We start from the raw sequence: 19213 nt of genomic DNA on the forward strand, positions 1-19213 counted from the left end.
TCGGGCTGTCGCTTGCCCAGTGTCCTAGTCCTTCGTGAGAGCGGTCGTACTCCTACCAAGAGTACGTGCCCCGCGGGCCGCGGGTTCCCGCCGGTCCACCGCGGCCCGTTCCCGGGGCGCTCCGAACAGTGCCCGCCGGACGTCGTACCGGGCCTGCCGCAGGCTCTCCCGCGCCGCCGTCAGCGCCTGCCGGCCGGACCGGCCCACGGCGCGTGCCGCCTGCGTGAGGGGCCGCAGCACGGCGTCGCGCACCACGTGCCCGACCGGCGTGAGCACGCTGCGGTAGACCCAGCGCACCGGCTCGACGAAGATCCACCGGAAGAGGGCGCCGAGGAACCGCCCCACGGCGAGCGAGAGGTGGCCGGCGACCCGCCAGGCGTGCCCGAGGGCGGTCCGCACCTCGCGTCCGACGACCGCGAGGACCCGCCCGGCGGGCACCAGGACCCACCGCCACAGGGCGAGCACCGGCAGCACGAACAGCACCCGGCCGGCCCAGTACACCGTCCAGGCGACGGCCCGCCCGGCCGGCGCGAGCACCCACCGGTACACCCACACCGCGGGCACGACGACCAGCCGGCGCATCAGCCACCGGAGCCCGTGCCCGACCGGGGTGAGCAGCCGCTGGTGGACCCAGGCCAGCGCGGCCCGCAAGCCCCGCGCGAGCCAGGCGATCCCGTGCCCGACCGGGGTCAGCACGCGCCGGTACAGCCAGACCGCGGGAACCACGACCAGCCACTCCACCAGCCGGCCGAGCCCCCGCCCGACCGGCACCAGCACCCACCGCCACAGCGCCCCGAGCGGCCGGACGAACAGCACCTTCCCGAGCCACGCCAGCGCCTTCCCGAACGGCCGCAGGACGGTGTCCCGCAGCATCCGCCCGACGACGACCAGCGCGTCCCACACCATCCGCACGGGCAGCACGACGACCAGCGCGACGATCCGCACGGGCAGCCGGATCGCGACGACGAGACACCCCTCGGGCTCCCGGCCGTGCGCCCGGGACTCCGGGCCCTCCGGGACCTTCCGGTGACCGGCTTGCGGCTTTTCCAGATCCATACCGTTCAGGACACGCCGAGGGCCCCCGCCGTTGCGGCGGGGGCCCTCACGTCACCAACGTGTTACGCGCCGGTGCGGCTACTTCACGACCGTCAGCGGCAGCAGTTTCTTGCCCGTCGGACCGATCTGGATCTGGGTGTCCATGGCGGGGCAGACGCCACAGTCGAAGCACGGGGTCCAGCGGCAGTCCTCGACCTCGGTCTCGTCGAGGGCGTCCTGCCAGTCCTCCCAGAGCCAGTCCTTGTCGAGGCCCGAGTCGAGGTGGTCCCAGGGCAGGACCTCCTCGTAGGTGCGCTCGCGGGTGGTGTACCAGTCGACGTCCACGCCGTAGGGGGCGAGGGCCTTCTCGGCGCACTGCATCCAGCGGTCGTAGGAGAAGTGCTCGCGCCAGCCGTCGAAGCGGCCGCCGTCCTCGTAGACCGCGCGGATGACGGCGCCGATGCGGCGGTCGCCGCGGGAGAGCAGGCCCTCGACGATGCCGGGCTTGCCGTCGTGGTAGCGGAAGCCGATGGAGCGCCCGTACTTCTTGTCGCCGCGGATCTTGTCGCGCAGCTTCTCCAGGCGGGCGTCCGTCTCCTCGGCGGACAGCTGCGGGGCCCACTGGAAGGGGGTGTGGGGCTTGGGGACGAAACCGCCGATCGACACCGTGCAGCGGATGTCGTTGGACTTCGACACCTCGCGGCCCTTGGCGATGACCTTGGTGGCCATGTCGGCGATCTGGAGGACGTCCTCGTCGGTCTCGGTGGGCAGGCCGCACATGAAGTACAGCTTCACCTGCCGCCAGCCGTTGCCGTAGGCCGTGGCGACGGTCCGGATCAGGTCGTCCTCCGAGACCATCTTGTTGATGACCTTGCGGATGCGCTCGGAGCCGCCCTCGGGGGCGAAGGTCAGGCCCGAGCGGCGGCCGTTGCGGGTCAGCTCGTTGGCCAGGTCGATGTTGAAGGCGTCCACACGGGTCGACGGGAGGGACAGGCCGATCTTGTCCTCCTCGTAGCGGTCCGCCAGGCCCTTGGCGATGTCGCCGATCTCGCTGTGGTCGGCGGACGACAGCGAGAGCAGGCCGACCTCCTCGAAGCCGGTCGCCTTCAGGCCCTTCTCGACCATGTCGCCGATGCCGGTGATGGACCGCTCGCGCACCGGGCGGGTGATCATGCCGGCCTGGCAGAAGCGGCAGCCGCGGGTGCAGCCGCGGAAGATCTCGACGGACATCCGCTCGTGGACGGTCTCCGCGAGCGGGACGAGCGGCTGCTTGGGGTAGGGCCACTCGTCGAGGTCCATGACGGTGTGCTTGGACACCCGCCACGGCACGCCGCTGCGGTTCGGTACGACCCGGGCGATGCGGCCGTCCGGCAGGTACTCCACGTCATAGAAGCCGGGGATGTACACCGCGCCGGTCTTCGCCAGGCGCAGCAGCACCTCCTCGCGGCCGCCGGGGCGGCCCTCCGCCTTCCACTCGCGGATGATCCTCGTCATGTCGAGGACGGCCTGCTCGCCGTCGCCGATGACCGCCGCGTCGAGGAAGTCGGCGATCGGCTCCGGGTTGAACGCCGCGTGCCCGCCGGCCAGCACGATCGGGTCGTCGAGGCCGCGGTCCTTCGCCTCCAGCGGGATGCCGGCCAGGTCGAGCGCGGTCAGCAGGTTGGTGTAGCCCAGTTCGGTGGAGAAGCTGACGCCGAGGACGTCGAAGGCCTTGACCGGCCGGTGGCTGTCCACGGTGAACTGCGGGACGCCGTGCTCCCGCATCAGCGCCTCCAGGTCCGGCCACACGCTGTAGGTGCGCTCGGCGAGGACCCCGTCCTGCTCGTTCAGCACCTCGTAGAGGATCTGGACGCCCTGGTTGGGAAGGCCCACCTCGTACGCGTCCGGGTACATGAGCGCCCAGCGGACGTCACAGGACTCCCACGGCTTGACCGTGGAGTTGAGCTCTCCGCCGACGTACTGAATCGGCTTCTGCACATGCGGGAGCAGGGCTTCGAGCTGCGGGAAGACCGAGTCGACAGACATCGCGGGATTACCATTCGTGAGCTGACGGTGCTGGCAGGGGTGACCATCAAGCCTAACGCGCCGCGCGCGGTGCCCCGCACGCCTCAGCCGGAGGCCCCGCGCCGGGCCCGCGCCCACGCCTTCGGGAGGGCCTGCTGCGTCCGGGCCGCCCGCTGCTCCTCCCTGGCGTGGAGCACACCGTAGGTGAAGGAGTTCTCCCCGGCCTCGTGCGCCTCTTGGGCCAGCTCCTGAAGCGCCGCCCGGCTCATCACGCCGTCCTGGTGTTCCCCGAGCAGTTTCTGCAGCTCCTTCATGGCCTTCAGCGGCTTCGAGGCCGGTGTGCCGAGCGCGGGAGCCGCCACCTCCGCCGCGTACCTCGCCCGCTTGGCCTTCTTGCGCGCCTCGTGCAGCGCCAGGTCGCGGTCCGGTCCGGGCGGCGTGTCCAGGGCCCGCTCGACCAGTTCGGCCACCTTGCCGTTCGCCTTGTCCACGGCCTTCGGGAAGACCTTCGACGGCTTGGCGGCCGCCGCCGCCCGCAGCGGCGGATCGGCGAGCAGGGCGTCCAGCGAGGTCAGCAGCGCGAGGTAGCGGCGGCCGTTCAGCACGTCGGTGATCCGTCGTCGCGCCCGCGCGTCGCGCGCCTGCGACCAGGCGCGCAGCCGGTCGCGGACCGGCCCCACGACCAGGTGCGGCGGCAGTTCGTCCACGGCGGCGCCGAGCCGTTCGGCCAGCACCTCGTGGTCCCGGCTCGCCCCCAGCTCGCCCGCCAGCCACTTGAGCTCGGCGCGGACCGGGTCGGTGACGGCCCGGTCGAGAACCGAGCGGTACGCCCGGAGCGCGCTGCGCATCCGCCGGGTCGCGACCCGCATGCGGTGCACCGAGTCCTCCAGGTCCCGGCGCACGGCCGGATCCAGCTCGACCACCGCGTCGCGCTGTGCCCGCACGTAGGCCAGCACGTGGTCGCCGGCGGTGACCGGCTCGGCCCGGCCGGCCCCGCGGGCCGGGCGCTTCCCGCCGGTCTCGGACAGTGCGCGGGCCAGCTTCGACGGGAACGCGGCGGGGCGCACTCCGGCCTCGCGCAGTTGCTCGTCGACCTCGTCGAGGAACGCCGGGTCACCGCCGTCGGCCAGCTCCACCTCGATCTCGGTCCACTCGGCCCGTCCGCCGCCGCCGCTGAGCCGCTCGGCCCGCACGAGGTCCACGCTGACCTCGGCGAGCAGCTTCCCCCGGGCGTCGACCAGGTGGCGCACGTCACGCGTCGAGCGCAGGCGCATCACGGGCGCCAGCTCGGCGTCGCGCACCCGGGAGCGGACGAGGGCGCCCAGCGTGGACGGCACGTGCTCGGACAGCGGCTCCCGGATCTCGTCGCGCTCCCCGTCGGCGACCGGGAGCTTGAGGTGCCACCCGGCGTCGGCCCCGCCGGTGCGGCGGCGCAGGGTGATCGAGGCCGCCGCCAGCCGCTCGTCGGCGGTGTCGTAGTAGGTGGCGTCGAGGTCGGCGACGCCCTGGTCGAGGACGGACGCGACACCGGCGACGCCGCTCAGGTCGGGCAGCCCGCTGCCGTCGGACGTGTACTTGCGCTCGATCTCACGCTTGGTATCCGCCATGGACCGAATCTAGTGGGAGCGGCGGGAACACGGCAGGGCGCCCGGGTGGCCGCGCCGTGGGCGCCTCACGCCGACAGCGGCCGCTGCACCCGGATCGACTGCAGCAGCCCGACCGCCACCCACACGGCGAACATGGACGATCCGCCGTACGACACGAACGGCAGCGGCAGACCGGTGACCGGCATGATGCCGAGGGTCATGCCGATGTTCTCGAAGGCCTGGAAGGCGAACCAGGCCACGATCCCGGCGGCCACGATCGTGCCGTACAGGTCGCTGGTCTCCCGGGCGATCCGGCAGGCCCGCCACAGCACCACGCCGAGCAGCACGATGATGAGTCCGCCGCCGACGAAGCCCAGCTCCTCCCCCGCCACGGTGAAGACGAAGTCGGTCTGCTGCTCGGGCACGAACTGTCCGGTGGTCTGCGAGCCCTGGAACAGCCCGGAGCCGGTCAGCCCGCCGGAGCCGATGGCGATGCGGGCCTGGTTGGTGTTGTAGCCGACGCCGGCCGGGTCCAGCTCGGGGTTGGCGAAGGCGGCGAAGCGGTTGATCTGGTACTCGTCCAGGATGCCGAGCTGCCACACGGCGAGCGCCCCGACGGTGCCCGTGCCGATCAGCCCGAAGATCCAGCGGTTGGAGGCGCCGGAGGCGAGCAGTACGCCCAGCACGATCACCACCATCACCATGACCGAGCCGAGGTCGGGCATGAGCAGCACGATCGCGGCGGGCACGGCGGCCAGGCCCAGGGCCTGGAGGACGGTGCGGTGGTCCGGGTACTGCTTGTCGCCCGCGTCCACCCGGGCGGCCAGCAGCATCGCCATGCCCAGGATGATCGTGACCTTCACGAACTCCGAGGGCTGGAGCGAGAAGCCGCCGCCGATGACGATCCAGGAGTGGGCGCCGTTGACGGTGGAGCCCAGCGGGGTGAGCACCATGAGGATCAGGAAGACGGAGGCGCCGTAGAGGATCGGCACGGCGGTGCGCAGGGTGCGGTGGCCGAGCCAGACGGTGCCGGCCATCAGGGCGAAGCCGATGCCGGTGTTCAGCAGGTGCCGGAAGAAGAAGAAGTACGGGTCGCCCTGGTTGATGTCGGTGCGGTTGCGGGTCGCCGAGAACACCAGGACGGAGCCGATCAGGGACAGCGCGAGGGCCGCCAGCAGTATCGGCCAGTCGAGGCGGCGGGCCATGCCGTCCCGGGCGAACAGCCGCGTCCACCCGGCGCGCTCGGGGCCGTACCCGGAGACCTGGAAGCTGTTGACGCCGGTCATGACTGGGCCCTCCGGCTTCCCTGACGACGGCTCACGCGACGGCTCCCGTCCTGGTGGCGGCTTCTTCCGCGGCGCCCGGCCCGGGTGCGCCGGCGGGTCTGGCGGTTGCCGGTCTCCGGTGAGGGCACGGTCGCCGCCGCGGCCTGCTGCTGCTGCGCCGCGCCCTCGGGGGCCTTCTGCTTGGCCTGCTGCTCCTTCGCCACGTCCTTGGGGAGCTTGGGCGCGGTGATGGAGCCGTCGGGCTGGATCTTCGGGAGGTCCTTCTGCGGGCGGGGCAGCAGGGCGTTCTTCGGGTCGATGGTGCCGTCGTCGGAGACGCCGTACAGCGCGTCGTAGATGTTGCGGACGGCGGGGCCGGAGGCGCCGGAGCCCGTACCGCCCTGGGAGATGGTCATCACGATCGCGTAGTCGTCGGTGTAGGTGGCGAACCAGGAGGTGGTCTGCTTGCCGTAGACCTCGGCGGTGCCGGTCTTGGCGTGCATCGGGATCTCGTCCTGCGGCCAGCCGCCGAACCGCCAGGCGGCGGTGCCCCGGGTGGCGACGCCGGCCAGGGCCTCGTCCATCTGGGCGAGGGTCTGCCGGCTCACCGGGAGCCTGCCGTGCGCCTTCGGCTCGATCTCCGTGACCTCCTTGCCGTCGGGGCTGACGACGGCCTTGCCGACGGTCGGGGTGTAGAGGGTGCCGCCGTTGGAGATGGCGGCGTAGATGGTGGCCATCTGGATCGGCGTCACGAGGGTGTCGCCCTGGCCGATGGAGTAGTTGATCTCGTCACCGGCGCGCATCTTGTTGCCTTCGAGGCAGTTCTCGTAGGAGATCCGCTCGACGTAGTCGCCGTCCTTCTTCCCGGTGCGGCACCAGGCGTCCTTGTTGGCCTCCCAGTAGCGCTGCTTCCACTCGCGGTCCGGGACCCGGCCGGTGACCTCGTTGGGCAGGTCGATGCCGGTCTCCTTGCCGAGGCCGAACTGGTGGGCGGCCTTGTAGAACCAGTCGTCGGGCTTGCCCTTGGGGGCGATGCCGCCGTCCTTCTTCCACTCGTTGTGCGCGAGGCGGTAGTAGACGGTGTCGCAGGAGACCTCCAGGGCGCGGCCGAGGTCGATCGCGCCGTGGTTCTGCGACTCGAAGTTCTTGAAGACCTGGCCGCCGACCGAGTAGGCGCTGGAGCACTCGTAGCGGCCGTCGAAGTCGTAGCCCGCCTGCACCGCGGCGGCCGTGGAGACCACCTTGAAGATGGAGCCGGGGGCGGCCTGGCCCTGTATGGCCCGGTTGAGCAGGGGGTAGTTGGAGGACTTGCCGGTGAGCTTGCGGTAGTCCTTGGCGGAGATGCCGCCGACCCAGGCGTTGGGGTCGTAGGTCGGGTTGGAGGCCATGGCGACGATCCGGCCGGTCCTCGCCTCCATCACCACGACGGCTCCGGCGTCGGCCTTGTAGCGCTCCTGGGTGTTGCGGTCCCAGGCCTTGCGGGCCTCCTTCATGGCCTCGTTCAGCTCGTACTCCGCGACGCGCTGGACGCGGGCGTCGATGCTGGTGACGAGGTTGGAGCCGGGCTGGGCGGCGTCGGACTCGGCCTGGCCGATGACCCGCCCGAGGTTGTCGACCTCGTAGCGGGTGACGCCGGCCTTGCCGCGCAGCGCCTTGTCGTACTGCCTCTCCAGCCCGGAGCGGCCGACCTGGTCGGAGCGCAGGAACGGCGAGTCGGTGTCCTGGGCCTGCTGGATCTCCTCGTCGGTGACCGGGGAGAGGTAGCCGAGCACCTGTGCGGTGTTGGCCTTGCCGGGGCTCGGGTAGCGGCGCACGGCCTGCGGTTCGGCGGTGATGCCGGGGAAGTCCTCGGCGCGCTCGCGGATCTGCAGGGCCTGGCGGGGGGTGGCCTCGTCGGTGATGGGGATCGGCTGGTACGGCGAGCCGTTCCAGCAGGGCTGGGGGGTCTCGGCGTCGCAGAGCCGGACCTTCTCCTTCACCTCCTTGGGCGTCATCCCGAGCACGCCCGCGAGCTTGGTGAGGACGGCTTCCCCGTCGTCCTTCATCTTCATCAGCTCGGTGCGCGAGGCGGAGACGACCAGCCGGGTCTCGTTGTCGGCGAGGGGCACGCCGCGGGCGTCCAGGATGGACCCGCGCACGGCGGGCTGGACGACCTGCTGGACGTGGTTGCCGGAGGCCTCCTTGGCGTACTCCGCGCCCTGGCGGATCTGGAGGTACCAGAGCCGGCCGCCGAGGGTGCCGAGCAGGGAGAGGACGAGGACCTGGATGACGATGAGCCGGATCTGGACGCGGGGCGTCCGTCCGGTCTCGGGGATGTTGGTCACTGCGGCTGCTCCCCCTCTCAGTGCGCGGACGGGTCGGTGCTGGCGGGTACGAGTGACGAACGAAGGTGCTGTGAGCTGCGGTTCCCCGCGCATTCACCCGTTGTGGTGAACTCCGCGGGAGTCACAGCCGCTTGACCCCCTTGATGCGCCCGGCGCGGGCGGTGCGGGCCCTGGCGGCCTTGACGCGCAGGCCGCGCTGTCCCCCGATCCGCAGCCCGGTGCCGGAGGCGAGCCAGCCGGCGGAGATGTCGGTGCCCTGGGCGGCGGCGCCGGTCTCGGCGAGCGGGTCGTTCTCGGCGCGGCGGGCGAGGGCCATGACGCCGGGCACGACGAAGGGCGCGAGCAGCAGGTCGTACAGGGCGGCGGTGAACAGCAGGCTGCCGAGGCCGACGTGGCGGGCGGCGGTGTCTCCGACGAGGGCGCCGACCCCGGCGTACAGCAGGGTGGTGCCGATCGCGGCGGCGGCCACGACGGCCAGCGGGCCCGCGGCCGACTTCAGCCGGCCGTTCTCCGGCTTGACCAGTCCGGCGAGGTAGCCGATGACGCACAGCACGAGCGCGTAGCGGCCGGCGGCGTGGTCGGCGGGCGGGGCGAGGTCGGCGAGCAGTCCGGCGCCGAATCCGACGAGGGCGCCGCCGACGTGGCCGTAGACGAGCGCCAGGCCGAGGACGGTGAGCAGCAGCAGGTCCGGGACGGCCCCCGGGAGGTGCAGCCGCGCGAGGACGCTGACCTGGAGGACCAGGGCGACGACCACCAGGGCGGAGGAGAGCAGGATCCGGTTGAAGCGCATGACAGGTCAGCTCCCCCTACTGGTCTTGCTGCTGGAACTCGCCGTCGGCGGGCGCCCCGGCGGACGGCGTGACCGTCACGGTCACGGTGGGCCGCGGGGTCGGCTTGGGCTTGGCGGGCAGGACCGTGTCGCGGGGGTCCTTCTCCGGCGTCCGGACGACGACGCCGACGATGTCGAGCTGGGTGAAGCTGACGAACGGCGTGACGTAGAGGGTGCGGGTCAGGTCGCCGCCGGAGGGGTCGACCCGGGAGACGACCCCGACGGGCAGCCCCGGTACGAACGGCTTGTCGGCCTGCGAGCCGAAGGTGACCAGGCGGTCGCCCTTCTTGATCTGCGCCTTGCCGTTGAGGAGCTCCACGCGCAGCGGGCGGTCGCCCTGGCCGGAGGCGAAGCCGAGCTCGTCGGTGCCCTCCATGCGGGTGCCGACGGTGAAGTCGGGGTCGGTGGCGAGCAGCACGGTGGACGTGTTCGGTCCGACCGTGGTGACCCGGCCGACGAGCCCGTCGCCGTTGAGGACGGTCATGTCGCGCTTGATGCCGTCGTTCGCGCCGACGTCGATGGTGATGGTCCAGGAGAAGCCCTGCGCCGCCCCGATGGCGATGACCTCGGCGCCCTTGATGCCGTACTGGCCCTGGCCGGCGATCTTCAGCATCTTGTCGAGCTGCCGGAGTCTGCTGCGGTTGCGGTCGTCGCTGCCGAGCTTCGCCTTCAGCGCCGCGTTCTCGCGTTCCAGCTCGGTCATCCGGTCGTGCCGCTCACCGGAGTCACGGACGGCGGCGATCGCGTTGCCGACCGGGTCGACCGCGGACGCCACTCCGTTCTCGATCGGGCCGAAGACCGAGGCCGCGGCGCGCCGGGCACCGTCGACCGGTGAGTCCTCCCCGCCGCGGATGTCCACCGTGATCAGAGCGAACGCGATGGCGATCAGCAGCACCAGGAGCAGCCGGCTCTCTCGTGTGTCCCTCACGTGCGGCGGCCGTGCCCTTCCTCGTCGGAACCGGTGGGTGGGAACTGATGGGTGGAACTGGTGTGTGAACAGGAACTGGTGGCCGAGCCTATGCCGTTATGCCAACGATCCGCCGCACGAGAGGCGATCGTCTCGCACGGCGGAATCGTCATGACGGGCCGTCGGCGCCATGGCGGGTCAGCGACGGGGCTGGGCGTCGAGCACCTGCTGCAACGCCTCGAACTCCTCGACGCACTTGCCGGAGCCGAGCGCCACGCTGTCCAGCGGGTCCTCGGCGATGTGGATCGGCATGCCCGTCTCACGCCGCAGCCGCTCGTCCAGACCGCGCAGCAGCGCACCGCCGCCGGTCAGCACGATCCCGCGGTCCATGATGTCGCCGGACAGCTCCGGCGGGCACTTGTCGAGCGTGGTCTTCACCGCGTCGACGATCGCGTTGACCGGTTCCTCGATCGCCTTGCGTACCTCCGCGGCGGAGACGACGACCGTCTTGGGCAGCCCGGAGACGAGGTCCCGGCCGCGGATTTCGGTGTGCTCGTCGGTGTCCAGGTCGTACGCCGAACCGATCGTGATCTTGATCTGCTCGGCCGTGCGCTCACCCAGCAGGAGCGAGTACTCCTTCTTGATGTGCTGGATGATGGCGTTGTCCAGCTCGTCGCCCGCGACCCGGATGGACTGGGCGGTGACGATGCCGCCGAGGGAGATGACCGCGACCTCCGTCGTGCCGCCGCCGATGTCCACCACCATGTTCCCCGTGGCCTCGTGGACCGGCAGGCCGGATCCGATGGCGGCCGCCATGGGCTCCTCGATGATGTGCACCTGACGGGCGCCGGCCTGGGACGACGCCTCGATGACGGCGCGACGCTCGACGCCGGTGATGCCGGAGGGCACGCAGACGACGACGCGCGGCCGAGCCAGATACCGCCGCTTGTGGATCTTCAGGATGAAGTAGCGGAGCATACGCTCGGTGATCTCGAAGTCGGCGATCACGCCGTCCTTCAGGGGCCGCACGGCGACGATGTTGCCCGGCGTCCGCCCGATCATCTTCTTCGCTTCGGCACCGACCGCGAGGATGCCACCGGTGTTGGTGTTGATCGCGACGACGGACGGCTCGTTGAGTACGATCCCGCGACCCCTGACGTACACCAGCGTGTTGGCGGTCCCGAGGTCGACAGCCATGTCACGGCCGATGAACGACATTGAGTTCCCCATCAGGATTCGTCTGGCCTTCCCACGAAGCTCTTGAGTGCTTGTCAGGTCGGCATGGTGGGTGCTGTGACGTGAAGTGCTTCCATCGTAGACGCGCCTTCACGGCAACTGCGCGAGGGTCTCCGCCATTGTCAGCAGATGGCGCGCCGCCTCGCTTGTGGAGACGGTCCATCGGGGGCAACCGTTCCCCCGATCGCCACGGCATATGCCAAACCACGGCCGAAATCGTACGGCCGTGGCTGGATCGGCACACCGGGCGAACTGACGCCCCTTCAGAAAACTTCCTGGAACTTTCGCAACCGGACAGGCGGCGAGGCGCTACCCGCGGCCGGGGAAGAAGATCTTCACCTCGCGCTCGGCCGACTCCTCGGAGTCGGAGGCATGGATCAGGTTCTCGCGGACGATGACACCGAAGTCACCGCGGATGGAGCCCGGCGCGGCGGCGATCGGGTCGGTCGGGCCGGCCAGCTGCCGCACTCCCTCGATGACCCGCTCGCCCTCGACGATCATCGCCACGACGGGACCGGAGGACATGAACGCGACGAGCGGCTCGTAGAACGGCTTGCCCTTGTGCTCGCCGTAGTGCTGCTCCAGCGTCTCCTGGTCCAGGGTGCGCAGCTCCAGCGCGGTGATCTGCCAGCCGGCCTTCCGCTCGATACGGCTGATGATCTCGCCGGTCAAGCCACGACGGACCGCGTCGGGCTTGAGGAGGACGAGGGTGCGCTGGGTCACGACGGACTCCTTCGAATCAAGTGGTGCGGGGTGGACCGAGGCTACAGGGCGCCTCCGGGGCGCCGTTACGCAGCGTCAGCCCCAGAAGCTTGGGGAGATTCCGCCTGCGCCGCAAATCGCGCCTTCGCCTCGTCCACCTTCCTCCCGAAATGCACCGACGCCCACCACAGGGCCGCGAACAGCACGCCCATGAAAAACATCGTCGGCACCACGAAACCGGACGCGATCAGCGCGATCTGCAGCGCCCACCCGAGGGCCACCCCGCCCGGCCGGGTCACCAGGCCGCACAGCACCAGGCACAGGAACATCGCGATCCCGCTGACCGTCCACACCGTCGTCATGGACAGGCCGGGATCCTTCATCGCGACCAGTCCCGCGAAACCGATGATGAAGAACTCGCCGATCAGCGTCGACGAACACAGCGTACGCACGGAAAATCAGCCCTTCCCCAGCAGCAGCCGGGCCTCGCCCACGGTGATCACGGACCCGGTGACCAGCACCCCGCCGCCCGCGAACTCGCCCTCCTCCTCGGCCAGCGTGATCGCCGCCTCCAGCGCGTCCGGCAGCCGCGGCTCCACCTGCACCCGCTCCTCGCCGAACACCTCCACGGCGATCGCGGCCAGCTCGTCGGCGTCCATCGCGCGATGGCTGGAGTTCTGCGTGACGACGACCTCGGCGAACACCGGCTCGAACGCCTCCAGCAGCCCGCGCACGTTCTTGTCGCCGCTCGCGCCCACCACGCCGATCAGCCGGCTGAACTGGAACGCCTCGCCGAGCGCCTCGGCCGTCACCCGCGCCCCGGCCGGATTGTGCGCGGCGTCCAGCACGACCGTCGGCGACCGCCGCACCACCTCCAGGCGCCCCGGCGACGACACCGCCGCGAACGCCTTGCGCACCGCGTCGATGTCCAGCGGCTCCGCGCGCTGCGCGCCCACCCCGAAGAACGCCTCCACCGCGGCCAGCGCCACGGCCGCGTTGTGCGCCTGGTGCGCGCCGTGCAGCGGCAGGTACACCTCGGGGTACTCGCCGCCCAGTCCGCGCAGCGTCAGCAACTGCCCGCCGACGGCCACCTGCCGGGCCACCACGCCGAACTCCAGGCCCTCCCGGGCCACCGTGGCGTCCACGTCGACCGCCTTCTTCAGCAGCACCTGCGCCGCGTCCACCGGCTGCTGCGCCAGGATCACGGTCGCGCCCTGCTTGATGATCCCCGACTTCTCGCCGGCGATCGCGGCGGGCGTGTCGCCCAGCCGGTCCGTGTGGTCCAGGTCGATCGGAGTGACCACGGCGACGTCACCGTCGATGACGTTGGTGGCGTCCCAGGAGCCGCCCATGCCGACCTCGACGACGGCCACGTCCACCGGCGCGTCCGCGAACGCGGCGTACGCCATGCCCGTGAGCACCTCGAAGAACGACAGCCGGTACTCCTGCGAGCCGTCGACCATCTCCACGTACGGCTTGATGTCCTGGTACGTCTCGATGAACCGCTCCGCCTGGATCGGCGCGCCGTCCAGACTGATCCGCTCGGTGATCGACTGCACGTGCGGGCTCGTGTACCGGCCGGTGCGCAGCTCGAAGGCACCGAGCAGGGCCTCGATCATGCGGGCCGTGGACGTCTTGCCGTTCGTGCCGGTGATGTGGATCGACGGATACGACCGCTGGGGGTCGCCCAGCACGTCCATCAGCGCGGCGATCCGGCTGACCGACGGCTCCAGCTTGGTCTCGCCCCAGCGGGTCGCGAGCTCCGCCTCCACCTCGCGCAGCGCCTTGTCGACCTCCGGGTCCTCCGGCCGGGCGGGCACGTCCGCCTCCGGCGGCCCGCCCTGGGTGCGCAGGGTGCGGCTGCCGGCCTCGATCACCGCGAGGTCGGGATCGCGCTCGGTCTCCGCCTCGATGATCTCGTCGAAGGAGTCCAGCGGGTCGTGGGGCTCGTTGCTGCCGGGGATGTCGCTCACGAGGCCAGTCTACGGAGCGGCGGGGACGACGGCCGGGGGTGGCTTGCCCTCGCCGTCCGGCCGCGGGCCGTCCGGGGTCGCCCGCGCGGGCCCCCGCGCCCCCGGAGACCGGCCAAGGCCCCCGGCGCCCTGTCGGCACCGAGGGCCTCCGGCCCCGTACGAACGCTCACGCCGGCGGCAGCTTCTCCAGCTGGGCGGTGATCCGGGCGATGTCCTCCTCGGCCTTGGCGAGCCGGGTGCGGATCTTCTCCACGACCGGCTCGGGCGCCTTGCCGAGGAACGCCTCGTTGCCGAGCTTGGCCGTGGCCTGGGCCTTCTCCTTCTCGGCGGCGGCCAGGTCCTTGGCGAGCCGCTTGCGCTCGGCGGCCACGTCGATCACACCGGACAGGTCCAGCGCCACCTCGACGCCCGCCACCGGCAGGGTCGCCGTCGCCGAGAAGCCCTCGCCCTCCGGCTGGAGGCGCAGCAGCTGGCGGATGGCGGCCTCGTGCGGCGCGAGGGCCGTGCCGTCGAGGGACAGCCGGGCCGGGACCCGCTGGCCGGGCTGGAGCCCCTGGTCGGCGCGGAAGCGGCGGACCTCGGTGATGACGGACTGGAGGGTGTCGATCTCCCGTTCGGCGTCGGCGTCACGGAAGCCGCTGTCCGCGGGCCACTCGGCGATGACGACGGACTCGCCGCCGGTCAGCGTGGTCCACAGGGTCTCCGTCACGAACGGCACGACCGGGTGCAGGAGCCGCAGGGTGACGTCCAGGACCTCGCCCAGGACCCGCTTGCTGACCTCGGCCGGCTCGCCGCCCGCCTGGAAGGTGGTCTTGGACAGCTCGACGTACCAGTCGAAGACCTCGTCCCAGGCGAAGTGGAACAGCGCGTCGGAGAGCTTCGCGAACTGGTAGTCCTCGTAGTACGCGTCGACCTCGGCGACCACCGAGTTCAGCCGGGACAGGATCCACCGGTCCGTGGACGACATCCTCGACGCGTCCGGCAGCGGGCCCTCGACCGTCGCGCCGTTCATCAGCGCGAAGCGGGTGGCGTTCCAGATCTTGTTGGCGAAGTTGCGGGAGCCCTGGACCCAGTCCTCGCCGATCGGCACGTCCACGCCCGGGTTGGCGCCGCGCGCCAGGGTGAACCGGAGCGCGTCGGAGCCGTACTTGTCCATCCAGTCCAGCGGGTTGACGACGTTCCCGAAGGACTTCGACATCTTCTTGCCGTTCTGGTCACGGACCATGCCGTGCAGGGCGATGGTGTGGAACGGCGGGGTGCCGTCCATGGCGTAGAGGCCGAACATCATCATCCGGGCGACCCAGAAGAAGAGGATGTCGTAGCCGGTGACCAGGACGGAGTTCGGGTAGAACTTCGCGAGCGAGTCGGTCCGCTCGGGCCAGCCGAGCGTGGAGAACGGCCACAGACCCGAGGAGAACCAGGTGTCGAGGACGTCGGAGTCCTGGTGCCAGCCCTCGCCGGACGGCGGCTCCTCGTCCGGTCCGACGCAGACGACCTCGCCGTCGGGGCCGTACCAGACCGGGATGCGGTGGCCCCACCACAGCTGGCGCGAGATGCACCAGTCGTGCAGGTTGTCCACCCAGTCGAAGTACCGCTTCTCCATCTCCTGCGGGTGGATCTTCACCTTGCCGTCACGGACGGCGTCGCCGGCGGCCTTCGCCAGCGGGCCGACCTTGACCCACCACTGCATCGACAGGCGCGGCTCGATCGTCGTCTTGCAGCGCGAGCAGTGGCCCACCGAGTGGACGTACGGCCGCTTCTCGGCGACGATCCGGCCCTCGGCGCGCAGCGCGGCGACGATGGCGGAGCGGGCCTCCAGGCGGTCCAGGCCCTGGAAGGGGCCGTGCGCGGTGATGACGGCGTGCTCGTCCATGACGGTGATGGACGGCAGGTCGTGCCGCTGGCCGATCTCGAAGTCGTTCGGGTCGTGCGCCGGGGTCACCTTGACGGCGCCGGTGCCGAACTCCGGGTCGACGTGGGTGTCCGCGACGACCGGGATGGAGCGGTCGGTGAGCGGCAGCTTGATGAGCTTGCCGACCAGGTGCCGGTACCGCTCGTCGTCGGGATGGACGGCCACCGCCGTGTCACCCAGCATGGTCTCGGCACGGGTCGTGGCGACGACGATGGTGTCGTCCCCGTCGCCGTACTTCATGGAGACCAGCTCGCCGTCGTCGTCCTGGTACTCGACCTCGATGTCCGAGATCGCGGTCAGACAGCGGGGGCACCAGTTGATGATGCGCTCGGCGCGGTAGATCAGCTCGTCGTCGTAGAGCCGCTTGAAGATGGTCTGGACGGCCTGGGACAGCCCCTCGTCCATGGTGAACCGCTCGCGCGACCACGCGACGCCGTCACCGAGGCGCTTCATCTGGCCGGAGATCTGCCCGCCGGACTCGGCCTTCCACTGCCAGACGCGCTCGACGAAGGCCTCCCGGCCCAGGTCGTGCCGCGACTTGCCCTCCTTCGCCAGCTCCCGCTCGACGACGTTCTGGGTGGCGATGCCCGCGTGGTCCATGCCCGGCTGCCACAGCGTCTCGTAGCCCTGCATCCGCTTGCGGCGGGTCAGCGCGTCGATGAGCGTGTGCTCGAACGCGTGCCCGAGGTGCAGGCTGCCGGTGACGTTCGGCGGCGGGATGACGACGGTGAACGGCGGCTTGTCGCTCTTCGCGTCCGCCTCGAAGTAACCCCGCTCTACCCAGCGCTCGTACAGCGTCCCCTCTACCTCGGCCGGCGTGTACTGGGTCGGCAGTTCGGTGGTGGTCGCTGGCGGCTGCTGCTGAGTGTTCTCGGTCACGGGCTCAGTTTAGGGGTGTCACGGCACGGTCCCGAAACCCGATTCCTTCGTAACAGTGCGCACCCCGGTGCGCTGGGTTCCCGCCACCTGGGCCAGGATGTCAGGTACGCATAAGCATCTGGAGGGGAACCCAGTAATGAGCTACAACCAGCCGGGCCCGTACGGCGGGCAGCCCCAGCAGCCCGGACCGTACGGTCAGCCGGGCCCCTACGGCCAGCAGCCGCAGGCACCCCAGCCCGGCTACGGCTACCCCCAGCAGGCCCCCGCCCAGCCTGGTTACGGCTACCCGCAGCAGGCCCCGCAGGGCGTCCCGCCGCAGCAGCCGCCCTACGGCCAGGCCCCCTACGGCGCGCCCCAGCCCCCGGTCCCGGCCGGCGGCAAGAAGAAGACCGGCCTGGTCATCGGCGCGGTCGCGGTCGTCGCGGCCATCGCGGTCGGCGCGTACTTCGTCCTCTCCGGCGGCAGCGGCGGCACCTCGGACGTCGCCGACGACGGCCCCCACAAGCTGACCACGCCGGCGACGGTGCTCGGCGAGTACAAGAAGTCCGAGGGCGCCGACAGCGGCAGCGGGTTCGACGAGAGCGACGTCAAGGAAGCCGAGAAGCACGGCGTCAAGAACGCCCAGGACGTCCAGGCCACCTACCAGGTGGAGGACAAGAACAACCCGCTCGCCATGAAGATGCTCAACTTCATCGGTGTCTACGGTGAGATCGAGGACCCCGAGAAGACCGTCGACGCGATGTTCGCGGAGATGAAGAAGAGCGCCGCCGAGGAGCCGGAGGAGGGTCAGCTTGTCGGCTCCCCGCAGGCCTACAGCCCGAGCAGCCTCGACGGCGCGGTCCTCAAGTGCCAGGAGACCCAGATCAAGAGCGGCGCCCCGTCGTCGTCCGACACCCCGACCGGGCCCAGCCAGATCAGCATGCCGGTGTGCATCTGGGGCGACCACAGCACGCTGGGCATCGTGATCCACGTCGACATGGCCGACGCGATGTCCGGCAAGCCGGCCGACCTGGCGGCCAGCGCCGAGGTCGCGGCGAAGTTCCGCAAGGAAGTCCGCGTCAAGGCCTGACGCCCTGCCGGACGGCAGGTGACGTGCGAAGGGGCCCCGGTCGGTCGACCGGGGCCCCTTCTCTCGTGCGCTTCCCGTGCGCTTCCCCTGCGCGCGGCGGCGTTACGCCGTCTTCTGCTCGCCCGTGCCCCGGCCCCGCGAATCCCGGGGGATCAGGGTGGGGTTGACGTTGGAGAGGACCACGTCGGCGGTGATGACGACGCGGGCCACGTCCTTGCGGGAGGGGACCTCGTACATGACGCCCTGGAGGACTTCCTCCATGATGGCGCGCAGGCCGCGGGCGCCGGTCTGGCGGAGGATGGCCTGGTCGGCGATGGCCTCCAGGGCCTCGCGCTCGAAGTCCAGCTCCACGCCGTCGAGTTCGAACAGGCGCTGGTACTGCTTGACCAGGGCGTTGCGGGGCTCGACGAGGATCTTCAGGAGTGCTTCGCGGTCGAGGTTGTGGACCGAGGTGATGACCGGGAGGCGGCCGATGAACTCGGGGATCATGCCGAACTTGACCAGGTCCTCCGGCATGACGTCCTCGAACTGGTCCTTGGACTCGAGTTCCCGCTTGGAGCGGATCGTCGCGCCGAAGCCGATGCCCTTGGCGCCCGCCCGGGACTCGATGATCTTCTCCAGGCCGGCGAAGGCACCGCCCACGATGAACAGGACGTTCGTCGTGTCGATCTGGATGAACTCCTGGTGCGGGTGCTTGCGGCCGCCCTGCGGCGGGACCGACGCCGTGGTGCCCTCGAGGATCTTCAGCAGGGCCTGCTGGACGCCCTCGCCGGAGACGTCACGGGTGATCGACGGGTTCTCGCTTTTGCGGGCGACCTTGTCGATCTCGTCGATGTAGATGATGCCGGTCTCGGCCTTCTTGACGTCGTAGTCGGCGGCCTGGATCAGCTTCAGGAGGATGTTCTCCACGTCCTCGCCGACGTAGCCCGCCTCCGTGAGCGCCGTGGCGTCGGCGATCGCGAACGGGACGTTCAGCATGCGGGCGAGGGTCTGCGCGAGGAGCGTCTTGCCGGAGCCGGTGGGGCCCAGCAGCAGGATGTTGGACTTCGCCAGCTCGATGGCGTCCTCGCGGCCGCCGCCGCCGTTCTCCCCGGCCTGGACCCGCTTGTAGTGGTTGTAGACCGCGACGGAGAGGGCCTTCTTCGCGGCCTCCTGGCCGACGACGTACCCCTCGAGGAACTCGTAGATCTCCCGCGGCTTGGGGAGCTCCTCCCAGCGCACCTCGCTGGTCTCCGCGAGCTCTTCCTCGATGATCTCGTTGCAGAGATCGATGCACTCGTCGCAGATGTACACACCGGGGCCTGCGATGAGCTTCTTGACCTGCTTCTGGCTCTTGCCGCAGAACGAGCACTTGAGCAGATCGCCGCCGTCACCGATGCGTGCCACGGTGTGCTTCCCCTTCGCCTGGGAGTCGTCTGGACGCGGGCGTCCAGCGGCTCCTCGTGCTGCCTTATGTCCGACGGTACCTTGCCGAGCCCCCCGTTCGGGCCCC

Annotated in this window: 14 protein-coding genes; 1 reads left to right on the forward strand and 13 read right to left on the reverse strand. The window is 70.8% G+C overall.

Annotated features, from left to right (window positions below):
- Positions 1 to 24 precede the first annotated feature (24 nt).
- The 12 genes from SGLAU_RS11710 to SGLAU_RS11765 form a co-directional block, all read right to left on the reverse strand.
- Positions 25 to 1056 (reverse strand): hypothetical protein, encoded by a 1032-nt coding sequence (locus SGLAU_RS11710; RefSeq protein WP_043500838.1) that lies wholly within the window; start codon positions 1054 to 1056, stop codon positions 25 to 27.
- Positions 1057 to 1134: 78 nt separating this feature from the next.
- Positions 1135 to 3060, reverse strand: a complete 1926-nt coding sequence (locus SGLAU_RS11715; RefSeq protein WP_043500840.1) for a TIGR03960 family B12-binding radical SAM protein — start codon at positions 3058 to 3060, stop codon at positions 1135 to 1137.
- 83 nt (positions 3061 to 3143) lie between these two features.
- On the reverse strand, positions 3144 to 4646 hold the full coding sequence (locus SGLAU_RS11720; RefSeq protein WP_043500841.1) for a CYTH and CHAD domain-containing protein: 1503 nt from the start codon (positions 4644 to 4646) through the stop codon (positions 3144 to 3146).
- A 65-nt stretch (positions 4647 to 4711) separates the two neighbouring features.
- Entirely contained in the window at positions 4712 to 5911 is a 1200-nt protein-coding gene (rodA, locus tag SGLAU_RS11725) for a rod shape-determining protein RodA (protein WP_043500843.1), read from the reverse strand.
- On the reverse strand, positions 5908 to 8214 hold the full coding sequence (mrdA, locus tag SGLAU_RS11730) for a penicillin-binding protein 2 (protein WP_043500845.1): 2307 nt from the start codon (positions 8212 to 8214) through the stop codon (positions 5908 to 5910). The genes rodA and mrdA overlap by 4 nt, the downstream gene beginning before the upstream one ends.
- A gap of 121 nt (positions 8215 to 8335) precedes the next feature.
- Positions 8336 to 9004, reverse strand: a complete 669-nt coding sequence (mreD, locus tag SGLAU_RS11735) for a rod shape-determining protein MreD (protein ID WP_043500846.1) — start codon at positions 9002 to 9004, stop codon at positions 8336 to 8338.
- A gap of 16 nt (positions 9005 to 9020) precedes the next feature.
- A complete protein-coding gene (gene mreC / locus SGLAU_RS11740) occupies positions 9021 to 9971 on the reverse strand; it encodes a rod shape-determining protein MreC (protein ID WP_043500847.1) in 951 nt (316 codons plus the stop codon).
- Between the two features lie 177 nt (positions 9972 to 10148).
- Positions 10149 to 11168: a rod shape-determining protein gene (locus tag SGLAU_RS11745; RefSeq protein ID WP_030569938.1), complete on the reverse strand. Its 1020-nt coding sequence runs from the start codon at positions 11166 to 11168 to the stop codon at positions 10149 to 10151.
- Positions 11169 to 11495: 327 nt separating this feature from the next.
- A complete protein-coding gene (gene ndk, locus SGLAU_RS11750; protein WP_043500851.1) occupies positions 11496 to 11909 on the reverse strand; it encodes a nucleoside-diphosphate kinase in 414 nt (137 codons plus the stop codon).
- Between the two features lie 65 nt (positions 11910 to 11974).
- The gene (locus SGLAU_RS11755; protein ID WP_043500852.1) at positions 11975 to 12340 is read right to left on the reverse strand and encodes a DUF4233 domain-containing protein; all 366 of its coding nucleotides are present in this window, start codon (positions 12338 to 12340) and stop codon (positions 11975 to 11977) included.
- 6 nt (positions 12341 to 12346) lie between these two features.
- On the reverse strand, positions 12347 to 13861 hold the full coding sequence (gene folC, locus SGLAU_RS11760; RefSeq protein WP_043500854.1) for a bifunctional tetrahydrofolate synthase/dihydrofolate synthase: 1515 nt from the start codon (positions 13859 to 13861) through the stop codon (positions 12347 to 12349).
- Positions 13862 to 14027: 166 nt separating this feature from the next.
- Positions 14028 to 16652 (reverse strand): valine--tRNA ligase, encoded by a 2625-nt coding sequence (locus SGLAU_RS11765; protein ID WP_043500856.1) that lies wholly within the window; start codon positions 16650 to 16652, stop codon positions 14028 to 14030.
- Between the two features lie 136 nt (positions 16653 to 16788).
- Here SGLAU_RS11765 and SGLAU_RS11770 point away from each other — a divergent pair, with 136 nt between their 5' ends.
- Positions 16789 to 17721 carry a hypothetical protein gene (locus SGLAU_RS11770; RefSeq protein WP_043500858.1) on the forward strand — a complete coding sequence of 311 codons (933 nt, stop codon included), beginning with the start codon at positions 16789 to 16791 and terminating at the stop codon, positions 17719 to 17721.
- 102 nt (positions 17722 to 17823) lie between these two features.
- Here SGLAU_RS11770 and clpX read toward each other — a convergent pair whose 3' ends face one another.
- Complete coding sequence (gene clpX, locus SGLAU_RS11775; protein WP_043500860.1) at positions 17824 to 19107, reverse strand: ATP-dependent Clp protease ATP-binding subunit ClpX; 1284 nt, start codon at positions 19105 to 19107, stop codon at positions 17824 to 17826.
- Between the last annotated feature and the right edge of the window lie 106 nt (positions 19108 to 19213).

This window comes from Streptomyces glaucescens, from assembly GCF_000761215.1.
Classification (GTDB): domain Bacteria; phylum Actinomycetota; class Actinomycetes; order Streptomycetales; family Streptomycetaceae; genus Streptomyces; species Streptomyces glaucescens_B.

Bases quoted from the DNA above. Each gene is read 5' to 3' on its own strand.
- SGLAU_RS11715 (WP_043500840.1), bottom strand. From the start codon at position 3,060: ATGTCTGTCGACTCGGTCTTCCCGCAGCTCGAAGCCCTGCTCCCGCAT.
- rodA (WP_043500843.1), bottom strand. From the start codon at position 5,911: ATGACCGGCGTCAACAGCTTCCAGGTCTCCGGGTACGGCCCCGAGCGC.
- SGLAU_RS11720 (WP_043500841.1), bottom strand. From the start codon at position 4,646: ATGGCGGATACCAAGCGTGAGATCGAGCGCAAGTACACGTCCGACGGC.
- SGLAU_RS11745 (WP_030569938.1), bottom strand. From the start codon at position 11,168: ATGTCGTTCATCGGCCGTGACATGGCTGTCGACCTCGGGACCGCCAAC.
- mreD (WP_043500846.1), bottom strand. From the start codon at position 9,004: ATGCGCTTCAACCGGATCCTGCTCTCCTCCGCCCTGGTGGTCGTCGCC.
- SGLAU_RS11710 (WP_043500838.1), bottom strand. From the start codon at position 1,056: ATGGATCTGGAAAAGCCGCAAGCCGGTCACCGGAAGGTCCCGGAGGGC.
- SGLAU_RS11770 (WP_043500858.1), top strand. From the start codon at position 16,789: ATGAGCTACAACCAGCCGGGCCCGTACGGCGGGCAGCCCCAGCAGCCC.